This window comes from Ruegeria atlantica, from assembly GCF_001458195.1.
Taxonomy (GTDB): domain Bacteria; phylum Pseudomonadota; class Alphaproteobacteria; order Rhodobacterales; family Rhodobacteraceae; genus Ruegeria; species Ruegeria atlantica.
On sequence record NZ_CYPU01000071.1, the window covers coordinates 21,486 to 40,357 of the forward strand.

Consider the following 18,872-nt stretch of genomic DNA (forward strand, 5'->3'; position numbering starts at 1 on the left):
GATCAGTAGCTGTTGGCCACCGCGTCCGCCAGTTGCTGAACCGCGTCAGCCGAGGACATATCCGAGTTGAAGTGCGCGGTCACAACGTCGGTGATCGCACCGGACTGCGACCCGCGCAGCGCCATGCCATGGGCGTAAGACGGCAGCAGGGAACCACCTGCCGAGGTCGTACCCATGTCTTCTGCCGAGATTTTCGCACAGATATCAAAGGCATCCAGCGCTACGTCGGTCCGTGCAGGGATCGAACCCTTGTTCAGGTTGAACACTTCCTGGAAGTTCGGTGCGACGATCAGTTTGGCCAGCAGTTCCTGACCGGCGCGGTTATCGTCACCTTCGACTTCGAACATGGCAAAGCTGTCGACGTTGTACAGATAACCGTCACCGGGGGTCGAGGCACACAGGAAATCTTCGCCGGGCTTCTTGCCAGCGGCCAGGAATTCACCTTTGGCCCAGTCACCCATGATCTGGAATGCGGCCTCGCCATTCATCACCATGGCGGTGGCCAGGTTCCAGTCGCGACCCGAGAAGTTCTCGTCAACATATCCACGCATGGTACGCATCTGGTCAAAGACCTGTACCATTGTGTCCGACGTCAACGCCTCGGGGTCGAGATCGACCAGGGCTTTCTGGTAGAATTCTGGTCCACCAATACCCATGACAACCGCCTCAAACACGGTAGCGTCCTGCCAGGCCTGACCACCGTGGGCCAGCGGGATCACACCAGCGGCCTGCAGTTTTTCGGCTGCTGCGTTGAACTCATCCCATGTGGTGGGCATTTCGATGTCGTTTGCCGCCAGAACATCAGCATTCGCCCAGATCCAGTCGATGCGGTGCACGTTCACGGGTGCAGCGCACCAAGTGCCTTCGCACATCATATGGCCCGCGATCGACGCAGGCAGGACATCCGCCCAGCCTTCGGCCTCGGCAACGTTCGAGATATCCGCCAGAACGCCTTCTTCGTACCATTCCTGAATGGCAGGGCCTTTCAGCTGAACGGCGGTCGGCGCATTACCGGAGAGAACCCGGGCACGCAGCGCGGTCATTGCCGCATCACCACCGCCACCCGCGACGGGCATGTCGGTCCAGGTACCGCCATTCGAGGCGAATTCTTCCTGCAGAACGGCAACCGACTTGGCCTCGCCACCCGAGGTCCACCAGTGCAGTACTTCCGCCTGCGGCTCGGCCACAACGGACGATCCGGCCACAACGGCCAAAGTCGAAACGGTGGCAAATGCAAAACGCTTCATTTTTTGTCTCCTCCCTGAGAACTCAGTGACTGCCAAAGCAGCGATGGCGCTATTACTGAGGTCAGATCACCGTCTGACAACTTGGAATGCACTGTAAAGCACGGAAACAGACCAAATTTTCACCACTTCTGTTACAGCGTGTTACGTTGACATTGAATCTGTTTCCATTCGTTACAATGGACAACGACAGAGGGAAAAGATCGGGAGGAAAGACAGAGTGAGCATTCCGCGGCTTCTGGTGGTGGATGACGACCCTGAGATGCGGTCGATGATGACGCAGCTATTGCGGCAAAACAGCTTCATCGCCCTTCCCGCCAGTTCCGAGCGGGAAATCCGGGCGCACCTGTCCAATGGCCGGATCGATCTGATTTTGTTGGACGTCATGCTGGGGGACGAGAACGGGATTGATATCTGCGCCCGGTTACGGCGCGAACAGGACGTCCCGATCATTCTGGTCTCTGCCCTGTCCGCCGACCATCAGCGCATGGCAGGGTACGAAGTTGGGGCAGACGACTACATTGCCAAACCATTCAACCCCCAATTGATGCTGGCCCGTGTCAGGGCAGTGATGCAGCGCGCTCGGCGGTCGTCTTCGCTGGCGTATCGCCGCAGAACCCGCACCTTCCGTTTTGACGGCTGGGTCTTTGACGGAAAGCGTGATGATTTGCATTCGCCAGAAGGCTATTTGGTCGCGTTGTCACAGCGGGAAACCGCCCTGCTCAAGGTCTTGCTGGCCAATCCACATATTCCGCTGACGCGCGATGAAATCGTCACGGCGCTGGATGTCACGGGGGACAGCGACAAGTCCGAAGCGCAGGGCCGCGCCATCGACATGCTGGTCGGTCGCCTGCGATCCAAGATCGAGACCAACCCGAAAGATCCGCAAATGCTGCGCACGGAACGCGGGGTCGGGTATATCTTTGCCGCCGACATTTCGGTCGAAGAATGACACTGCGCCTGCGCAATCTGGGATGGCTTTGGACCCTTTCGGCCTTTGCCGCCGGTTTGCTGTCTGCAGGGTTATGGTTCGCTTCGGCGCGCGCCTGGAACGACTACCTGCTTCAATCTTTTGTGGCGGGGTTCACCGTCTACGAAGAGTTGCGAACAGGCATGGCCCCCTCCGAGGGGTTGTCGATTACGCCCTTGCCGCCCCAGGATACGGCCCTTGCCGAAAATGGTGAATTTCAGCGGTTGCCCGGGTTTTCAAACCGCCGCTTCGTCACCAACCTTTCGATCCTGACCGACAGTTCCTCACCGCTCAGCGGGCGTGAATTAACCGTGGCGATCCTGTCCGACCGGTTGGTTTATCCGGTGTCGGACATTGTGTCAGGCAGTGATCAAACCGGGCCTGAAAAGATGGGAAACCTGACCCGGTTGCTGGCGACATATTGCAGCGAACCAATTCTGATTGCGAAGTTCGGACGCGAGGCCTGGCATCAGGTCGACGGGACCCCGATCTGGGGCTGTCAGGCGGCCCCAACGGATTTACGTCTGCCCGCAATTCTTATGGGGATCGTCGCAATGGCGGTCATCTTATCCGCAGTCAGTAACGTCTCAGATACCTTCACCCGGTTTGCCCGCGCGTTGCGCGAACGGCAGCGTCTTGGTGGGCCGGAAAGCTACGAGGCGGATGGCCCGGATGAACTGCGCGATATCGTCTCGGCGGTGAACGCCCATCTTGAGGCCGAACGCGCGCAGCTTGAAAAGCGGGCGACGGTCTTGTCCGGTGTCAGCCACGATCTGGGTACCCCTGCGACCCGCGTGCGCCTGCGTGCCGCTCTGATCCCCGACGATGAACTACGCGAAAAGCTCGAGGCGGATGTGGATCAGATGACGGGCATGATCGAAAGTGTCCTGACCTATACGCGATCCGAACTGGATGTTGAGGAACCGCGCCAGATTTCACTGACCTCTTTGGTCGAGGCTCTGGTCGCCGATTATCAGGATATGGACCTGCCCGTGACACTAAAAAAGACTGATCCCGTCGCGGTCGACGGGGTTACATCGGTTTTCATGTCCCGGCGCGGACACGGGCAGCTGACCGAAACACGCCGCGTTCTGGTCATGGCGCGACCCATATCGCTTAGGCGTGCGCTGACCAATTTGATCGACAACGCGTTGAAATATGGTCGACACGCCGAAGTGCAGTTGGCGACCGATGCGACCACCGCGACGATCACGGTCGAAGATAAGGGTACCGATCTGTCCGTGGAGGACATCGAAAACCTGATGGCCCCATTTCGTCGTGGGTCCAACACCGGATCTTCTGACGGCTACGGTTTGGGCCTGACAATCGCCGCTACCGTAGCGGAACAACATGGCGGAGAAATGCGCTTTGAGGCCGGCGATTGCGGCCTGCGCGCCTGTCTGCAAATCGCCCGGCAGTAAAAACTAGGTAGTATAGCTGCGCACAAGCGCGCTGGCGATCAGGGACCACCGGTCGGCGATGACAAAAAACGCCAGTTTAAACGGCAAGGACACTGTGGCTGGCGGCGGGGCTGATGTCGATGGGTATGAATATGGTGCCGCCAGCCGCAGTGTCCTTGCCGTTCAAACCCTTAGCTGACGCGAAGGGCTTGTTGGATGACAGCGCAAAAACATGCCAACACATTCTGTATTTGCTCGCGAAAGTGGACCAATAGCGGATTAGGTCGGCGCCACCTGCATTCACGGTTTGACTTTCACTAGGTGCCCACTGAGCGTCGGCCCGCAACCCGCACCGGCCGCATTTACGGATCAAAGATCAACGGCATCAGGTCCGACAATCTGGATGTAGGTTCGACCCAACCCAATATGGCCGCGCGGATCGCGTCCGCACGGTCTAAACCGACGACCGGCGCGGCAAACTCGGTGTACTTGGCGATCACATCTCCCCTGCTGAGCGGGGCCTCCGGCCCGCCGCGCGCGTGAGTGTCGCCGGATTCGAACACACGCCCATCGGTCGATTTCAAGGTGACATCGGCCCACCGCCCCTGCGGGAAGCGTGCACTGTGGCGCGCATTTTCCAGAACGTGAATACGCGACACCAACTCTGCCACTGCCGGATCAGACAGACCCGCACCCGAGATATGTTCGACTCCGATCCGACCATGGATCGCCTGAACCGCCACAGCAAAAGGCAGAGAATACTGGGCCTGAGACGTGGTATTAGGCATCCCGCCATACAGGCAGGCCGCTTCTTGAAAACTGTTGATATGGATGGATCGGATCTGGTCGTGGGCTAGGTCATTCTCCATCATCACAGCCCGAACGCCATCAATTGCCGCATGGGCCCAGCGACATATCGGATAAGGTTTTACGTATTGGTGTTCGACCTGCCAGAACTGACCCAAATCATCCCAGAACGACGCAACATCAGCATCTTCGATTGTGATGGCCGGGGCGCCCGTGAAACCACGTTCGGCCAGAATCGCAGATGATATGCCAACCATCGCGCCCCAACCCGATCCGTCATGCAGCATCGTCGGATTTGCAATCTCGCGCATCATCTGACTTCGAGGTCCGTGGTATTCCGCGATTCCCAATGCTTGTCGAAACTGGTCGGGCGTATGCCTGCGCATGCGCGCGGCCATGGCCACCACACCCAGTGCGTTCCACGCGCCGGACGTGTGATAATCGCTGACCGATGCGTGCAGCGACAGCCCCGCACGTCCCGCGATTTCATATCCTGTGACGACGGCAGCCAGGGCTTCGGGGCCGGACAAATCAGAGCAATACGCACCAAGTGAAACTAACGCAGGCAGGACGACGACACCGATATGCCCCTTAGTCGGGTTGTAGCCGTCATGCCCGTCCAAATTGTCGGTTTGTGTGGCTGCTGCGTAGGCAGCGCCCGCCATGCTGACGAGGCGGCCATCAAACATCATCGGAACGCTGAATGCCGCATCATTACTGGCATAGAGCAGCGAGGCAGTATCGCGCGCGATCACGCCGGCCTCCATCGGGCCGGAGGCGATCAGGATGCCCATTGTGTCGAGCATCATCAGGGCGGCGGCCTCTTTCGCGCTTTCGGGCATCTCCTGCAGTGAAAGGTTCAGGGCAAAATCCGTGACCCGATCAAGCGTGCCGGTCATTTGGCTACCTCAATCACCTTGGGTTGGACATCGCGCAGCCGGAGACCCGATGGATCAAAGGGCGGTTCGGTCAGGACTCTGGCTTTATGCGGTTTGCCGAGGATAAAGATTTCCACCATTTCCCCCGGCTTTACGACTGCCGGATTTGCATAGCCGATGGCCAGGGACTTGCCGACTGAATAGCCATAGGCCCCTGAGGTCACACGTCCGACCGGTTCGCCATCTGGTGTAAAGATAGGTTCGCCACCGGACGCGTCAGCATTCGTCACCTCGACCTCAAAAATCGACAGAACCTCGCGCGCAGCGTTGTCCTTGATCTGCACATAGGCGTCTTTGTGCAGGAAGTCCTTGTCCAGCTTGATCAGACCTGCCAGCCCGACTTCCTGCGGCCAGTATTCCTGAGAATACTCGCGGCCCCACGAGCCATAGCCCTTCTCGATCCGCAGTGATCCCAACGCGCGGCCGCCCACTGGACCACCGTTGCACTCGTTCGCAGTCTTAATAAGCGCGGAATAGAGCCTGATCTGATCTTCTTCCGCGCAGTGCAACTCCCACCCCAAATCACCGGTAAAGCTGACACGGATCGCCAGGCAGGTCACGCCCGCAACCTCGATCGTGGCCGAGCGCATGAATCGGAACGCCTCGTTCGTCAAATCCGCATTGGTCAGCCGCTGCAGCAGGTCACGCGATTTGGGCCCTGCGACGTTGAAGCCCGCAATCCGGCCCGTCGCCACCTCGAACGTGGTGCCTTCGGGCAGGTCGATCATGTTGAAGAACCGCTGATGATAGCGCTCGGCCATACCCGAGCCGATCATCATGTATTCGTCCTCGGCCACCTTGGTGATGGTAAAGTCGCCGGCCACCCCCCCGCGCACCGAGATCAGCGGCGTCAGGCAGGACCGCCCGACCACGGTCGGCACCCGGTTGGCAACCAGCTTGTCCAGCCACTCATTGGCACCCGGGCCCTTAATGACGTAGTTGGCAAAGTTCGAAATGTCGATTACGCCAACGTTTTCGCGCAGCATCTTGACCTCTTGCCCAACCGGTTCCCACCAGTTCTGGCGCGTGAACCCGTTTGTCTCGGTGGTGCCGGGCTGATCGGCAAACCAAAGCGGGTGTTCCCAGCCGCAGTTCAGACCAAAGACGCAGCCCATGTCCTTTTGCATCTCATACGCCGGGCGCACGCAGGCCGGGCGGCCAGCGCTGCGTTCCTCGTTCGGGAAATGGATGGCGAACCGGTGAGTATACTGGTCCTCGACCCGCGCCTTGGTGAATTTCTTGTCCGCCCAGTCGCCAAATCGGGCCAGATCCCATGCGAACATGTCGTATTGAGGCTCACCCTCGATCATCCACTGCGCCGCCAGCAGACCCAATCCACCCGACTGCGAAAAGCCCGGGATCAGACCACCGCAGAGGAAATAGTTCTTCAACTCGGGAACCGGGCCCCACAGGGCGGAACTGTCCGGGGACCAGATCATTGGGCCGTTGATTACCCGTTTCACACCAGCCGTCGCCGCGGCGGGCACGCGCTCAGTTGCGCGGATCACGTTCTCCATGATCCGGTCCAGATCGTCTGGGAACAGATCATGGGCGAAGTCCAGCGGCGTGCCCTCTTCGGCCCAGAACTTCATATCCTTTTCATAGGCCCCGATCAGCAGCCCGTTGCCTTCTTGTCGGAAATAGTACTCGCCGTCCCGATCGGCGATCGACGGTAAACGGCGGCCGAGATTTGCTACCTCATCAATGGAATCAGTCACGAAATACTGGTGTTCGGTCGGTTGCAACGGCAGAGTCAAACCCGCCAATGCCGCTACTTCGCGGCCCCAAAGACCTGCGGCATTCACAACCCATTGCGTATGGATGTCGCCCTTTTCGGTACGCACGATCCATGACCCATCTGGCTGCTGATCAGTGCCTAACACGGGGCAAAACCGCTCAATCGTTGCACCCATTGCCCGCGCACCTGCGGCATAGGCGTGCGGCACACCGGATGGATCCACGTTGCCACCATCGGGTTCAAACATAATGCAGCGGATATCGTCGAACTGCGCCAGCGGGTGCAGTTCCTTCGCCTGCTCCCGGCTTACCTCGTAGAAATTCAGGCCATAGAACCGAGCCTTGGCCTCTTGCAAACGCAACTGGTGTTCGCGGTTTTCAGTCTGGGCCAGATACAGCGATCCGGGTTGGAAGACACCGCAGCTTTGGCCTGTCTCCTGTTCCAGCTCTTTATACAGGTTCATAGTGTAATGCTGAATGCGGGTGATGTTGTTGTTGTCGTGTAGCCCGTGGATATTGGCCGCTGCGTGCCAGGTTGATCCGCTGGTCAGTTCATCCCGCTCAAGCAGGACAACGTCCCGCCAACCGAGTTTGGCCAAATGGTACAGGATCGAACAGCCTGCCAATCCTCCGCCGATGACTACGGCCTGTGCATGCGTTTTCACGAACTTGATCTCCCACCGACGGAGCCGAAAACGGCACCCTTTGTAGGAAGTCAGCCACATGTCGTATGTGGCTTATGCTCTGTTCCCGACGCGAAATGTCGGGAACAGAGCTTGAATGGCCGGTTTTGATTAGTAAGGCGCTTCGACGTCGTTCATCGAAACGTAGACCGTCTTCATTTCGCTGAAGTGGTTGATCGCCAGCTTCGAGTTTTCGCGCCCAACGCCCGACATCTTGGACCCGCCAAACGGGGCCTCGACCGGAGCCAGATTATAGGTGTTGATATAGCATGTGCCCGCCTCGAACCCGGCCACAATGCGGTGCGCGCGGGTCAGGTCGTTGGTGAAGACACCCGCGGCCAGACCAAACTCGGTGTCGTTGGCGCGGGCCATCACCTCTTCTTCGGTATCGAAATCCAGTACGGACATGACAGGGCCAAAGATTTCTTCGCGCGCAATGGCCATATCGTCCGTCACATCCGCAAACACAGTGGGCTGCATGTAGAAGCCGTCACCGTCGATCCGCTCACCACCAAATACCAGACGTGCACCTTCGGCTTTGCCCTTTTCAACATAGCTCAACGCGATGTTCATCTGGTTTTCACTGACCATCGGGCCAAAGTTGACATCCTCATCCAGCGGATCGCCAATTTTAGCGGTGGCCAGACGTTCCGAGAGACGGTTCAGGAACGCCTCTTTGACGCCTTTCTGCACAAAGACACGGGTGCCGTTCGAACAGACCTGACCCGAGGAATAGAAGTTGCCCAGGATCGCACCCGAAACAGCGTTTTCTATATCGGCGTCGTCGAACACGATCATCGGGGACTTGCCGCCCAGTTCCATCGTCACGTGTTTCATGCCATCAGCGGCCGCGGCATAGACCTTGCGACCGGTCGGCACAGAGCCGGTAAGCGACACTTTGGCCACGCGCGGGTCAGTCACAAGCGATGCACCCACGTCGCCATAACCCTGAACCACGTTGTAAATACCTTTGGGCGCGCCAGCCTCGATCAGGATCTCGGCCACTTTCAGCGCCGACAAAGGCGTGGTTTCCGAGGGCTTGAAGACCATCGTATTGCCGCAGGCCAGTGCAGGGGCCCCTTTCCAGCAGGCGATCTGAGTTGGGTAATTCCATGCGCCGATACCAATACAAACACCCAGCGCCTCGCGAATAGTGTAAACAAAGTCACCACCACCAAGCGGAATGTGCTCGCCCGTCAATGACGCGGCCAACCCACCAAAATATTCCAGCGCATCCGCCCCCGATGTCGCATCTGCAACAAGCGTTTCCTGCAAGGGTTTACCTGTATCATGAGTTTCAAGGACCGAAAGCTCGTGGTTGCGGTCTCGCATGATATCTGATGCCCGTCTCAGGATGCGACCACGCTCGGTCCCGGACATTGCCGCCCACTCTGCCTGAGCGTTTTTGGCACTTGTTAGAGCCTGATCTACAATATCCGGCGTGGCAGAGTGCAGCCGGGCGATGGTTTCACCGGTGGCTGGGTAGATCACGTCGATAGGGGCGCCGTTGGTATCTTCGACGTATACGCCGTTGATGAAATGGCTCGCTTTGGGCTGAAACTTCATGCCGATTTCCTTCTCAGAAGTCCTTTCTTCCGCGTCTATATTTTATTGACTGACCAGTCAATAAAAGCAATTCACGGCGGACTCCCGCTGATGTGAATCGGTCCCCTCTTGAATAAAATGCTTAATGTTCCATTTATGTTCTACATAGTCAGAGGAACAATCCGATGTCTTACCACGCCCGCAACCCGGCCATGGATGGCCCATCGAACGACTATCACCTGTTGCCCGTCACAGACCGGCAAATGCGATACGCTCGTGCAATTGCCCAGCAGTCGGCCTTGGAAATCCCGGTCGAGGCACAACGGGATCGCAAGTCGATGTCTGCCTGGATTTCGGCGCACAAGCCAGCCGATCCATCGCCCTTTGCGGACTATCCATCCGGCAAGCAGGTTGCCTTTGCCGAACGCATTTCCCGTAGCAAGCGCAGGCCTATCCCGTCAGAGTGTTTCCACGACAAACAGATGATGTCCCGCTGGATTGATCAGAACAAATGATGGCCGTCTAATGTTTATGGTGGCGGGTATATAGCGCAACCGTAGCAGCAACAAACATACCCAAGAGGATGTAGCCGGTAACAGCCTCAGCGACGGCCAGCCCGCGACATAAACCTGTTGGGATCATGTCGCCATATCCCACAGTGGTGAAGGTGACGTAGGAAAAATACAGAAAATCGGCTGGAGCATCTGCACCGACCACGCAATTGTCGGCGTAGCCGAACGCGCCATACGCCGCCGCGAACAAGAACGGCACGACCTGAATGAAGGACACACCCATCAGAAACAAGCGTCGATGCGGCAGTTTCACCTGTGTCATGTAGTACCAGGATTGCGATGTGACCCAAACCACCAGGCAGACCGACACAATAGTACCAATGGTTTCGCCTGCGGCCGCCTCACTCAGGCGCGACAGACCATACCACGCGAAAAAACTGGCAATAACCAGTCCAACCGCTGCGATAAGCGTCGATTTCCACTCTTCCAGTGTTGTAGGTTCGCGGTGCATAAAACTTCCGATGGCCTAGGTTTTTCCACGATCATCAGGGTTCCGGCCTGTACCCGCAACCTTAATCATTCACCCATCATTCAATGCCTAGGTGTTCCTGCCCGCGCTGACGTGACAGCAGGATCTGTTTCTGACGTTCCCTGAAACGCGTCTTGTCCGCATCCGAAGTCTCATTGATGCACCGATGGCAGGACACGCCGTGCTCGTATTCCAGGCGCTTCATATCCTCTGGCAGGATCGGGCGGCGACAGCCGTGGCACAGGTTGTGCGGCCCTTCGACCAGCCCATGCCCAACCGAGACGCGATTGTCGAAGACAAAGCACTCACCCTGCCAGCTGCTGTCCTCAGCGGGCATCTCTTCGAGATACCGCAGGATGCCGCCTTTCAGGTGATACACATCCTCGACCCCCTGCCCCAGCAGGTAATTGGTGGATTTCTCACAACGGATACCGCCGGTGCAGAACATGGCGACCCGCTTGTTATGAAAGCGGTCTTTGTTTCCTTCCCACCAGGCCGGGAAATCACGGAAACTGCCTGTTTCAGGGTCTACCGCGCCCTCAAACGTACCAATTGCCACCTCGTAGTCATTGCGTGTGTCGATCACGACCACATCGTCAGACCGGATCAGATCGTTCCAGTCCTCGGGCTCGACATAATTGCCGACACGGGCAAGCGGATCGACGTCCGGCTGGCCCATAGTCACGATCTCTTTTTTCAGACGCACCTTCATTTTGCCAAAGGGCGGGTGATCGGATGTGGCCTCTTTCCACTCAAGATCCGCACACCCGGGCAGAGCCTTAATGTGGGCCAACACCGTATCGATCCCACTACGCGGGCCGGCGATGGTTCCGTTGATCCCCTCGGCGGCCAGCAACAAGGTGCCCTTGACTGACTGCGCGCGGCACAGGTCCAGCAGCGGGTCGCGCAGGGCTAAGTGATCCGAAAAACGAGTGAAGTGATAGAGAGCAGCGATCGTATACATGCGCGCGGTCTAAACCCGCTGGGCCAGAGTCGCAAGGGACTGGATTGACGCCCCCCGCCCTGCCCCCTACCGATAGGACAATGCGAGGAGATTCCCGATGGCCCATGCCCTAATTGTAATCGACGTTCAGAACGATTTCTGCCCCGGTGGTGCGCTGGCGGTGCCCGGAGGTCACGAGATCGTGGACCCCATCAACACTATGATGGCCGAGTTCGACGCCGTGATCCTGACGCAGGATTGGCACCCGGCGGGACATTCGTCCTTTGCCAGCGAGCACGACGGCAAAGCCCCCTTGGACATGACCGAAATGCATTATGGGCCGCAGGTCTTGTGGCCGGATCACTGTGTGCAGGGCACCGACGGTGCGGAATTCCATCCGGATCTGAATACCCATGCTGACCTTGTCATTCGCAAAGGCTTTCGGCGTAGCATTGATAGCTATTCCGCATTTTTCGAGAACGACCAAAAGACTCCGACCGGCTTGGAAGGTTACTTGAAATCACGAGGCATCACCAAACTGACCCTGGTTGGGCTGGCCACAGATTTCTGTGTTCATTTTTCAGCCGTTGACGCAGCCCGGCTGGGTTTTGACGTCACGGTCCGAATGGACGCATGTCGGGCGATTGACCTCGATGGGTCGCTGGCGGCCGCAGAAACGGCCATGCGAGCGGCTGGTGTTACGCTCGCCTAAGGTGTTGCCCCGGCAGCAGCGAGATATCTGAGAACGGCAAACAAAATCACCGCCAGACCCAGGGCAAAACCAATCCGTCCGTGGATCGAGCGCCGCTCCGGTGTCGCGGGTGATTTATAGCGTGGATTCGGCGTCCAATCGGCAACTTGTCGGCGTTGACCGACGCGCGGCTTCGCGGTCTTTACATCATACAGGAATTGATGAAAATCGAACTCGCCGCAATATTCGCCCCTGATCCCAGCTGCCCGAATATTAGTGAACAACGCGCGCAAAATCCGTTCGCGTTCGGCCACATCTCCCTCGGCGAAATACCCGTGCGACATACCACTTTTGGTTGAATCCAGATCGAACCCAGCATTTTGGAAAATCTTGCGAATCTTAGGTGACGCCGCCCTGAGCGCGTCGGCCGTTTTCACTTTACGGAATCGGGCACGCGCGACGGACATGTCCAATCGCTCAGAACCGGCGTCATCTTCCAATTCTTCGTTAACAACGATGTCAAAATCGTACTCGAGAACCATTCACCAAACTAACCTCGTTCAACCATCCCTCTCTTTTCACTAAACTGTGAAAAGATCACACAATATGCTCGCAATGTGACCTGACCTTGTCATTGTCATCATTCTAGCGACTCTTGCCATTCCACGCACCGATTGATCTAACAACGGAAATCGCAGGAGTTCCCCATGGTCGATATTGCGACGCGTGTGTACAATCATAAATGGAAGATTGACCCGATTGTACGGTCTTTAATCGACACGGACTTCTACAAACTGCTGATGTGCCAGTCAGTGTTTCGAAATAAGCCCCAAACGGATGTGGCTTTTTCCCTGATCAACCGGTCGAATCACATTCCATTGGCCAAACTTATCGATGAAGGCGAGCTGCGCGAGCAATTGGATCATATCCGATCGCTTGGCCTGAGCCGGGGCGAAAGCACGTGGCTGCGGGGCAATACGTTCTATGGCAAGCGCCAGATGTTCCGTTCGGATTTTATGGAATGGTTCGAAAACATGCGCCTGCCGCCCTATCACCTGGAACGGAAGGGCGATCAGTACGAGCTGACATTTGAAGGTAAGTGGCACGAGGTTATGCTGTGGGAAATCCCGGCGCTTGCGGTTCTGATGGAGCTGCGCTCGCGCGCTGTGCTGAACAACATGCGGCGGTTTGAGCTGCAGGTGCTATATGCCCAGGCCATGACCCGCGTTTGGAAGAAGATCGAACAACTGCGGGATATTGACGGGCTTGGGATCGCGGATTTTGGAACCCGGCGTCGACACAGCTTTCTTTGGCAAGACTGGTGTGTGCAGGCCATGATCGAGGGTCTGGGATCGAGTTTTACCGGTACGTCGAACTGTCTAATCGCCATGCGGCGCGAAGTTGAGGCCATCGGCACCAACGCGCACGAACTACCGATGGTCTACAGCGCCCTTGCCAAAGACGATGCTGAACTGGCGCAAGCGCCTTATGACGTGCTGAGCGACTGGCACGACGAACATGACGGCAATCTGCGCATCATTCTGCCCGACACCTATGGCACGCAGGGCTTTTTGGATCGCGCACCCGATTGGCTGGCCGGATGGACCGGCATTCGCATCGACAGCGGTGATCCCGCAACAGGCGCGGAAACCGCGATCAAGTGGTGGCAATCCCGTGGAGAAGACCCCCTGGAAAAGCGCGTGATCTTCTCGGATGGTCTGGATGTGGATAAAATTCGGGAACTGCACACTCAATTCGCCCACAGAACCAAAGTCTCGTTCGGGTGGGGCACCTTGCTAACCAACGATTTTCGCGGGCTCGTGCCAAACGACGCGTTGGCGCCGTTCTCGCTGGTCTGCAAGGCTGTGTCCGCCAATGGCCAGCCGACCGTGAAACTGTCGGACAACCCGGAAAAGGCGATGGGACCGAAGGATCAGATCGAACGCTACAAACGAGTGTTCGGCGTAGGCGCGCAAGAGGCGATCGAGGTGATTGTTTAGGCTCTAACCATGGTACGCCGCGACCGTTTTCAACTGTGAAAAGCCATATAGGGCCTCGAACCCTTTCTCGCGGCCGTGTCCGGATTTTCCGACACCGCCAAATGGTAGCTCTACGCCACCACCCGCGCCGTAGTTGTTGATGAACACCTGGCCCGAGCGCAGTTGCTTTGCCAGCCGCATCTGCCGTGCGCCGTCGCGGGTCCAGATGCTGGCGACCAACCCGTAATCGGTGCCGTTGGCAATCTTCACCGCGTCTTCTTCGGAATCGAATGGGATCAGCACCTGCACGGGACCGAAGATCTCATCCTTGGCCAGACAGTGATCCGGCGGAACGTCCGCAAAAAGGGTCGGCACAACATAGGCTCCTTCGGACGGCGCACCGTCTACGATCTGTCCTTGCCCTGCGACGGTCAGGTCTGCGCCTCTGGCCAGAAAGTCCGAAACGATGTCCTTTTGACGGGCTGATATCAGCGGGCCAACGCGCAGATCGTCCCGCGCAGGGCCGACGGTCAAATCTGCATAGGCTGCTGCAATACGATGCTTGACCTGATCATAAACCCCGCGCTGCACCAAAATGCGTGACGAGGCCGAGCAGGTTTGTCCGGCATTCTGAACCCCCGCATTGACCAGAAACGGCAGAGCGGCATCCAGATCGGCATCGTCAAACACCAGTTGAGGTGACTTCCCCCCAAGCTCCAGCGTCACAGGAACCACATTTTGCCCCGCTGCCTGCTGCACCAGCGCCCCAGTAGCGACTGACCCGGTGAACGAGACATGGTGCAAGCCTGAATGGCCCGACAGGGCAGCCCCCGCTTCGGCCCCCAACCCGGGTACGACGTTCAGGGCACCGGCGGGTAAACCGGCCTCTTGCGCCAGATGCGCAAAGGCCAGCGCGGTCAGGCAAGCTTCCTCCGCAGGTTTCAGAACGCAGGCATTGCCCATCGCCAGTGCAGCACCAACCGACCGCCCGATGATCTGCATCGGATAGTTCCACGGCACGATATGCCCCGTCACGCCGTGCGGTTCCCGTAAAGTATAGACGGTGTAGCCATCCAGATACGGGATGGTCTCGCCCATGACCTTGTCCGCGGCCCCACCATAGAATTCGCAATACCGTGCCAACGCAACCGCATCTGCGCGTGCCTGCGTCAGGGGCTTGCCGACATCCATGGCCTCTAGCGTGGCCAGGCCCTCGACACGCTCCAAAACCATCCTTCCCATACGCGTAAGGATACGGCCCCGCTCCAGCGCAGTCTTTCGTCCCCAATCCCCATCAATCGCAGTCTGAGCGGCCTTGACCGCAGCAACAACATCATGCGCGCCGCCCCTTGCGATCTGGCAGATCTCTGAGCCGTCAGAAGGATTGATCAAAGGCAATGTTTGTTCGGAGGTTGGCGGCACCCAATTGCCGCCGATCAGACACAGGCTTGGATCAAACCAAAGGGGGCTGGACATGAGATACTCCTATATTCGGCTCTAATATGCGGTTCACGCCACATCACGACCAATGTCTGGCAGCACTGGCGCGGCATTAATCAGGTCTTTTGTGTATTGGTGTTGTGGGTCAGAGAAGACACTTTCGGTATCGCCTTCTTCGACGATCTTTCCGGCCCGCATCACCATAACGCGGTCAGTGATGGTGCGCACGACGCTCAGATCATGGCTGATGAATAGATAAGTCAGATCATAGGCCTCACATAGTTCGGCCAACAGGTCGAGAATCTGGGCCCGGACCGACACATCAAGGGCCGAAACAGCCTCGTCAAACAAGATCAGTTCGGGCCGGATGATCAAGGCACGGGCGATGGCGATGCGCTGTCTCTGACCGCCCGAGAATTCATGGATATACTTACCAGCGTCATCCGGGCTGAGACCCACCGCTGTCAACATTTCAGCGATCCGGTCCTGCCTCTCGGACCCCATTACAGGAGCATCGAGCAGATGGAACGGTTCAGTGATCAGCCGGGCCACGCGGTGACGTGGATTGAAGCTACCATAGGGGTCCTGAAAGACCACCTGCATCTTGCGACGCACGGCGAGGTTGGGTTTGTGACCCGAAAAGACAGGCTGGCCATCCAGACGAATGTCACCACCCTGAACTTCTTCCAGACCCAAAATGGCCTTTGTTAGGGTCGATTTTCCACAACCTGACTCCCCAACTAGACCCAGACGTTCTCCGCTATTGAGCGTAAAGCTGACATGGTCCACCACCCTGTGATGCTCCGGTGAATCGAACAGCCCCTTGCGGGGCAGACGATAGTCGCGAATGACATTTGTCGCTTCAAGCAAAGGGCGGGATTTCGCGGGTTCGGGCAGGGATACCTGATGCCCCGAAGCCTTGAACAGCATACTGGTATATGGATGCTGCATGTGGTGTAGCAGATGGGCAGTGGCCCCAGATTCGACCACTTCGCCCTGGCGCATAACAACAATTTGGTCGGCCATATCCGCGACCACCGCAAGATCATGGGTGATCATCAACAGCCCCATGTCGTATTCCGACACCAGCCCTTTTAGAAGCTTGAGGATTTGCGCCTGCGTTGTCACATCTAGCGCTGTGGTCGGCTCATCCGCGATCAACAGCTTGGGACGCAACGCGATCGCCATCGCAATCACGACACGCTGACGCTGCCCGCCGGACAGTTCGTGCGGAAAGCGGGACAGCGGGAAGCGATCCGGCGGCAGGCCTACACGGGTCAGAACTTCCTCCGCCCGGTCTCGCGCCTGTCTGGGCGGCATGGCCTTGTGGATCAGGATAGTCTCCATCACCTGATCGCCAATGGTTTTGACCGGGTTCAGTGCGGTCATAGGTTCTTGGAACACCATACCGATCGCGGCACCGCGCAAGGCACACAAATCGTTTTCATCGCGGTCTAGCATATCTGAGCCGTTCACCCGGATGGCTCCGGTTGTCTTTGCTCCGTCCGGCAAAAGCTGCATCACCGCGAGCGCGGTCATCGATTTGCCCGATCCGCTTTCCCCGGTCACGGCCACGATCTGACCGGGCGCGATGGACAGATTGACCTGTTTCAGGATGTCCGTGCCGTGAATGGACAGCGACAGGTTTTCGATCTCAAGTAAACTCATGTGCGCGCCACCCTGATCCGGGGGTCCAGCCAATCGCGCAACCCATCACCCAATAGGTTCAACCCAAGCACCGTGACAATGATCGCCAGACCCGGAATCAGAGCCAAATGCGGGGCAAAGCTGACCATTGTCTGCGCATCAGCCAGCATCCGGCCCCAACTTGGCGTGGGCGGTTGCGCGCCCAGACCGACATAGGAAAGGCCTGCCTCGGCCAGAATTCCCAACGAGAACTGGATGGTGCCCTGAACGATCAGAAGGTTGGCGACGTTAGGCAGGATATGCTCAGCCGATATCCGTGCCGCATCTTTGCCCGAAACGCGCGCGGCCAGGATGAACTCCCGCTCCCATAGAGATAGCGCTGCGCCGCGAGTGATGCGTGCAAAAACCGGGATGTTGAAAATGCCAATGGCGATGATCGCATTTATCGCACCAGCACCAAACACAGCAGTGATCAGGATGGCGATGACCAGAGACGGGAAGGCAAAAACCAGATCGTTGCCGCGCATGATCAGCTCGTCCAGCGCCGACCCTTTGCGCGCAGCCGCTGTCAGGCCCAAAGGCACGCCCAGCGCCATGCCAATCCCCACCGCCACCAAAGCCACGGCAATCGAGGTACGGGCACCGACCATGATCATCGAGAACATGTCGCGTCCGAAATGATCCGTACCAAACCAATGCAGCGCGTTGGGTGGCTGCAGTTTGTCGGGGATGTTCAGTGCGGCGTAGTCATAGGGCGTCCAGACAAATGACATCGCCGCCGCCAACAGCACCAGCGAGGACAGACAAGCCCCAAGGATCAGGCTCCGGCTCATGTCCGGCTCCTTAACCTTGGATCAACTGCTGCATAGGCCAGATCGACCAGAAAGTTCACGGTGATGACCGCAAAGACCAGCAGCATTACCACGGATTCCACCACAATCAGATCGCGGGCCGAGATTGCCTGAAACACCAATCGTCCAAGACCCGGCAGGTAGAACACCTGTTCGATGATGATCGATCCTGCCAAAAGGAAGGAAAACTGTAACCCGATGATGGTCAGGACCGGGATCAGCGCGTTGCGCACCCCGTGCCGCCACAGGGCCTGACGCCGCGACAACCCCTTGGCACGTGCGGTACGCATGAAATCCTCACCCAGAATATCCAACAAAGACGATCGCATCACCCGCGCCAGAATGGCCGCCTGCGGCAGGGCCAGCGCGATGGCCGGAAGGGTCAAGGAGTGTAATCCCGTCCAAAGTCCCTTATCCCAGCCTGCGAACCCTCCGGCATTGAACCAGCGCAGATTGATGGCGAAGACCAGAACCAGCATCATGGCGAACCAGAAATTCGGAACCGCAATGCCCAGCTGTGTTGCCCCCATTACCGTCAGATCGCCCGGTTTGCCCCGGCGCGCGGCGGCGTAGATGCCTACAGGAAACGCAATCGCGGTAGACAGGGTAAGCGCATACAGAGCCAGAGGCAGCGAGACCCACAGCCGATCCGCGATCATCTGCGATACTGGCGTGCGATAGGTGTAAGAGGTTCCGAAATCCCCCACCATCATCCCGCCAACCCAATTGAAATACCGCTGCACCTTGGAGACATCCAAACCCAACTCGGCCCGCAGAGCGGCAAGCGTATCTTCTTGAGCATTGACGCCCAGCATGAATGACGCAGGATCGCCGGGCGCCACCTCAATCACGGCAAATATGACCACCGAGGCGACGGCGAGGCTGATCACCAGCGATATCAGGCGTTTGAGGGCATAGCGAAGCATCGAGGCCACGTTAGGGGTGCGTGCTCTGCG

At 57.9% G+C, this 18,872-nt stretch carries 16 protein-coding genes and 1 pseudogene; 5 read left to right on the top strand and 12 right to left on the bottom strand.

Translation table 11 applies throughout. From position 1 onward, the window contains the following. Nucleotides 1–2: 2 nt before the first annotated feature. Complete coding sequence (locus tag RUA4292_RS19295) at nt 3–1,247, bottom strand: ABC transporter substrate-binding protein (protein ID WP_058279073.1); 1,245 nt, start codon at nt 1,245–1,247, stop codon at nt 3–5. Between the two features lie 217 nt (nt 1,248–1,464). On the opposite strand from RUA4292_RS19295, the gene RUA4292_RS19300 reads away from it, so the two are divergent. Then, on the top strand, nt 1,465–2,196 hold the full coding sequence (locus RUA4292_RS19300) for a response regulator transcription factor (RefSeq protein ID WP_058279074.1): 732 nt from the start codon (nt 1,465–1,467) through the stop codon (nt 2,194–2,196). Continuing rightward, the gene (locus RUA4292_RS19305) at nt 2,193–3,635 is read left to right on the top strand and encodes a sensor histidine kinase (RefSeq protein ID WP_058279075.1); all 1,443 of its coding nucleotides are present in this window, start codon (nt 2,193–2,195) and stop codon (nt 3,633–3,635) included. Before RUA4292_RS19300 ends, RUA4292_RS19305 begins: the two co-directional genes overlap by 4 nt. Before the next feature lie 3 nt (nt 3,636–3,638). Here the strand turns inward: RUA4292_RS19305 and RUA4292_RS24605 are convergent. The 4 genes and pseudogenes from RUA4292_RS24605 to betB all read right to left on the bottom strand — a co-directional run. Continuing rightward, a pseudogene (locus RUA4292_RS24605) lies at nt 3,639–3,740 on the bottom strand (flagellar type III secretion system pore protein FliP); the annotation flags it as partial. A 236-nt stretch (nt 3,741–3,976) separates the two neighbouring features. Continuing rightward, the gene (locus RUA4292_RS19310) at nt 3,977–5,320 is read right to left on the bottom strand and encodes an MmgE/PrpD family protein (protein WP_058279076.1); all 1,344 of its coding nucleotides are present in this window, start codon (nt 5,318–5,320) and stop codon (nt 3,977–3,979) included. After that, nucleotides 5,317–7,761, bottom strand: coding sequence for a GcvT family protein (locus RUA4292_RS19315; protein WP_058279344.1), 2,445 nt, complete (start codon nt 7,759–7,761; stop codon nt 5,317–5,319). Before RUA4292_RS19315 ends, RUA4292_RS19310 begins: the two co-directional genes overlap by 4 nt. Nucleotides 7,762–7,890: 129 nt before the next feature. Next, nucleotides 7,891–9,345 (bottom strand): betaine-aldehyde dehydrogenase, encoded by a 1,455-nt coding sequence (gene betB, locus RUA4292_RS19320; protein ID WP_058279077.1) that lies wholly within the window; start codon nt 9,343–9,345, stop codon nt 7,891–7,893. Between the two features lie 164 nt (nt 9,346–9,509). Between betB and RUA4292_RS19325 the strand changes: the two genes are divergently transcribed. Continuing rightward, on the top strand, nt 9,510–9,839 hold the full coding sequence (locus RUA4292_RS19325) for a hypothetical protein (protein WP_058279078.1): 330 nt from the start codon (nt 9,510–9,512) through the stop codon (nt 9,837–9,839). Nucleotides 9,840–9,846: 7 nt separating this feature from the next. Here the strand turns inward: RUA4292_RS19325 and RUA4292_RS19330 are convergent, their stop codons facing one another. Together RUA4292_RS19330 and trhO are read right to left on the bottom strand one after the other, a co-directional pair. Further along, nucleotides 9,847–10,347, bottom strand: a complete 501-nt coding sequence (locus RUA4292_RS19330) for a potassium channel family protein (RefSeq protein WP_058279079.1) — start codon at nt 10,345–10,347, stop codon at nt 9,847–9,849. A gap of 76 nt (nt 10,348–10,423) precedes the next feature. Then, nucleotides 10,424–11,329, bottom strand: coding sequence for an oxygen-dependent tRNA uridine(34) hydroxylase TrhO (trhO, locus tag RUA4292_RS19335; RefSeq protein WP_058279080.1), 906 nt, complete (start codon nt 11,327–11,329; stop codon nt 10,424–10,426). Nucleotides 11,330–11,426: 97 nt separating this feature from the next. On the opposite strand from trhO, the gene pncA reads away from it, so the two are divergent. Next, nucleotides 11,427–12,020 carry a bifunctional nicotinamidase/pyrazinamidase gene (gene pncA / locus RUA4292_RS19340; protein WP_058279081.1) on the top strand — a complete coding sequence of 198 codons (594 nt, stop codon included), beginning with the start codon at nt 11,427–11,429 and terminating at the stop codon, nt 12,018–12,020. On the opposite strand, the gene RUA4292_RS19345 is transcribed toward pncA, so the two are convergent. After that, the gene (locus tag RUA4292_RS19345; RefSeq protein ID WP_058279082.1) at nt 12,017–12,541 is read right to left on the bottom strand and encodes a hypothetical protein; all 525 of its coding nucleotides are present in this window, start codon (nt 12,539–12,541) and stop codon (nt 12,017–12,019) included. The genes pncA and RUA4292_RS19345 overlap by 4 nt on opposite strands. A 165-nt stretch (nt 12,542–12,706) precedes the next feature. Here RUA4292_RS19345 and pncB point away from each other — a divergent pair, with 165 nt between their 5' ends. Continuing rightward, nucleotides 12,707–13,999, top strand: a complete 1,293-nt coding sequence (gene pncB / locus RUA4292_RS19350) for a nicotinate phosphoribosyltransferase (protein ID WP_058279083.1) — start codon at nt 12,707–12,709, stop codon at nt 13,997–13,999. 3 nt (nt 14,000–14,002) lie between these two features. Here the strand turns inward: pncB and RUA4292_RS19355 are convergent, their stop codons facing one another. From RUA4292_RS19355 to RUA4292_RS19370, 4 genes are read right to left on the bottom strand one after another with little or no spacing between them, the layout of a single operon-like run. Further along, nucleotides 14,003–15,454, bottom strand: coding sequence for an aldehyde dehydrogenase family protein (locus tag RUA4292_RS19355; protein ID WP_058279084.1), 1,452 nt, complete (start codon nt 15,452–15,454; stop codon nt 14,003–14,005). 33 nt (nt 15,455–15,487) lie between these two features. Continuing rightward, nucleotides 15,488–17,086 (bottom strand): ABC transporter ATP-binding protein, encoded by a 1,599-nt coding sequence (locus tag RUA4292_RS19360; protein WP_058279085.1) that lies wholly within the window; start codon nt 17,084–17,086, stop codon nt 15,488–15,490. After that, nucleotides 17,083–17,898: an ABC transporter permease gene (locus tag RUA4292_RS19365; RefSeq protein ID WP_058279086.1), complete on the bottom strand. Its 816-nt coding sequence runs from the start codon at nt 17,896–17,898 to the stop codon at nt 17,083–17,085. Before RUA4292_RS19365 ends, RUA4292_RS19360 begins: the two co-directional genes overlap by 4 nt. After that, the gene (locus RUA4292_RS19370) at nt 17,895–18,842 is read right to left on the bottom strand and encodes an ABC transporter permease (RefSeq protein ID WP_058279087.1); all 948 of its coding nucleotides are present in this window, start codon (nt 18,840–18,842) and stop codon (nt 17,895–17,897) included. Before RUA4292_RS19370 ends, RUA4292_RS19365 begins: the two co-directional genes overlap by 4 nt. Nucleotides 18,843–18,872: the final 30 nt, after the last annotated feature.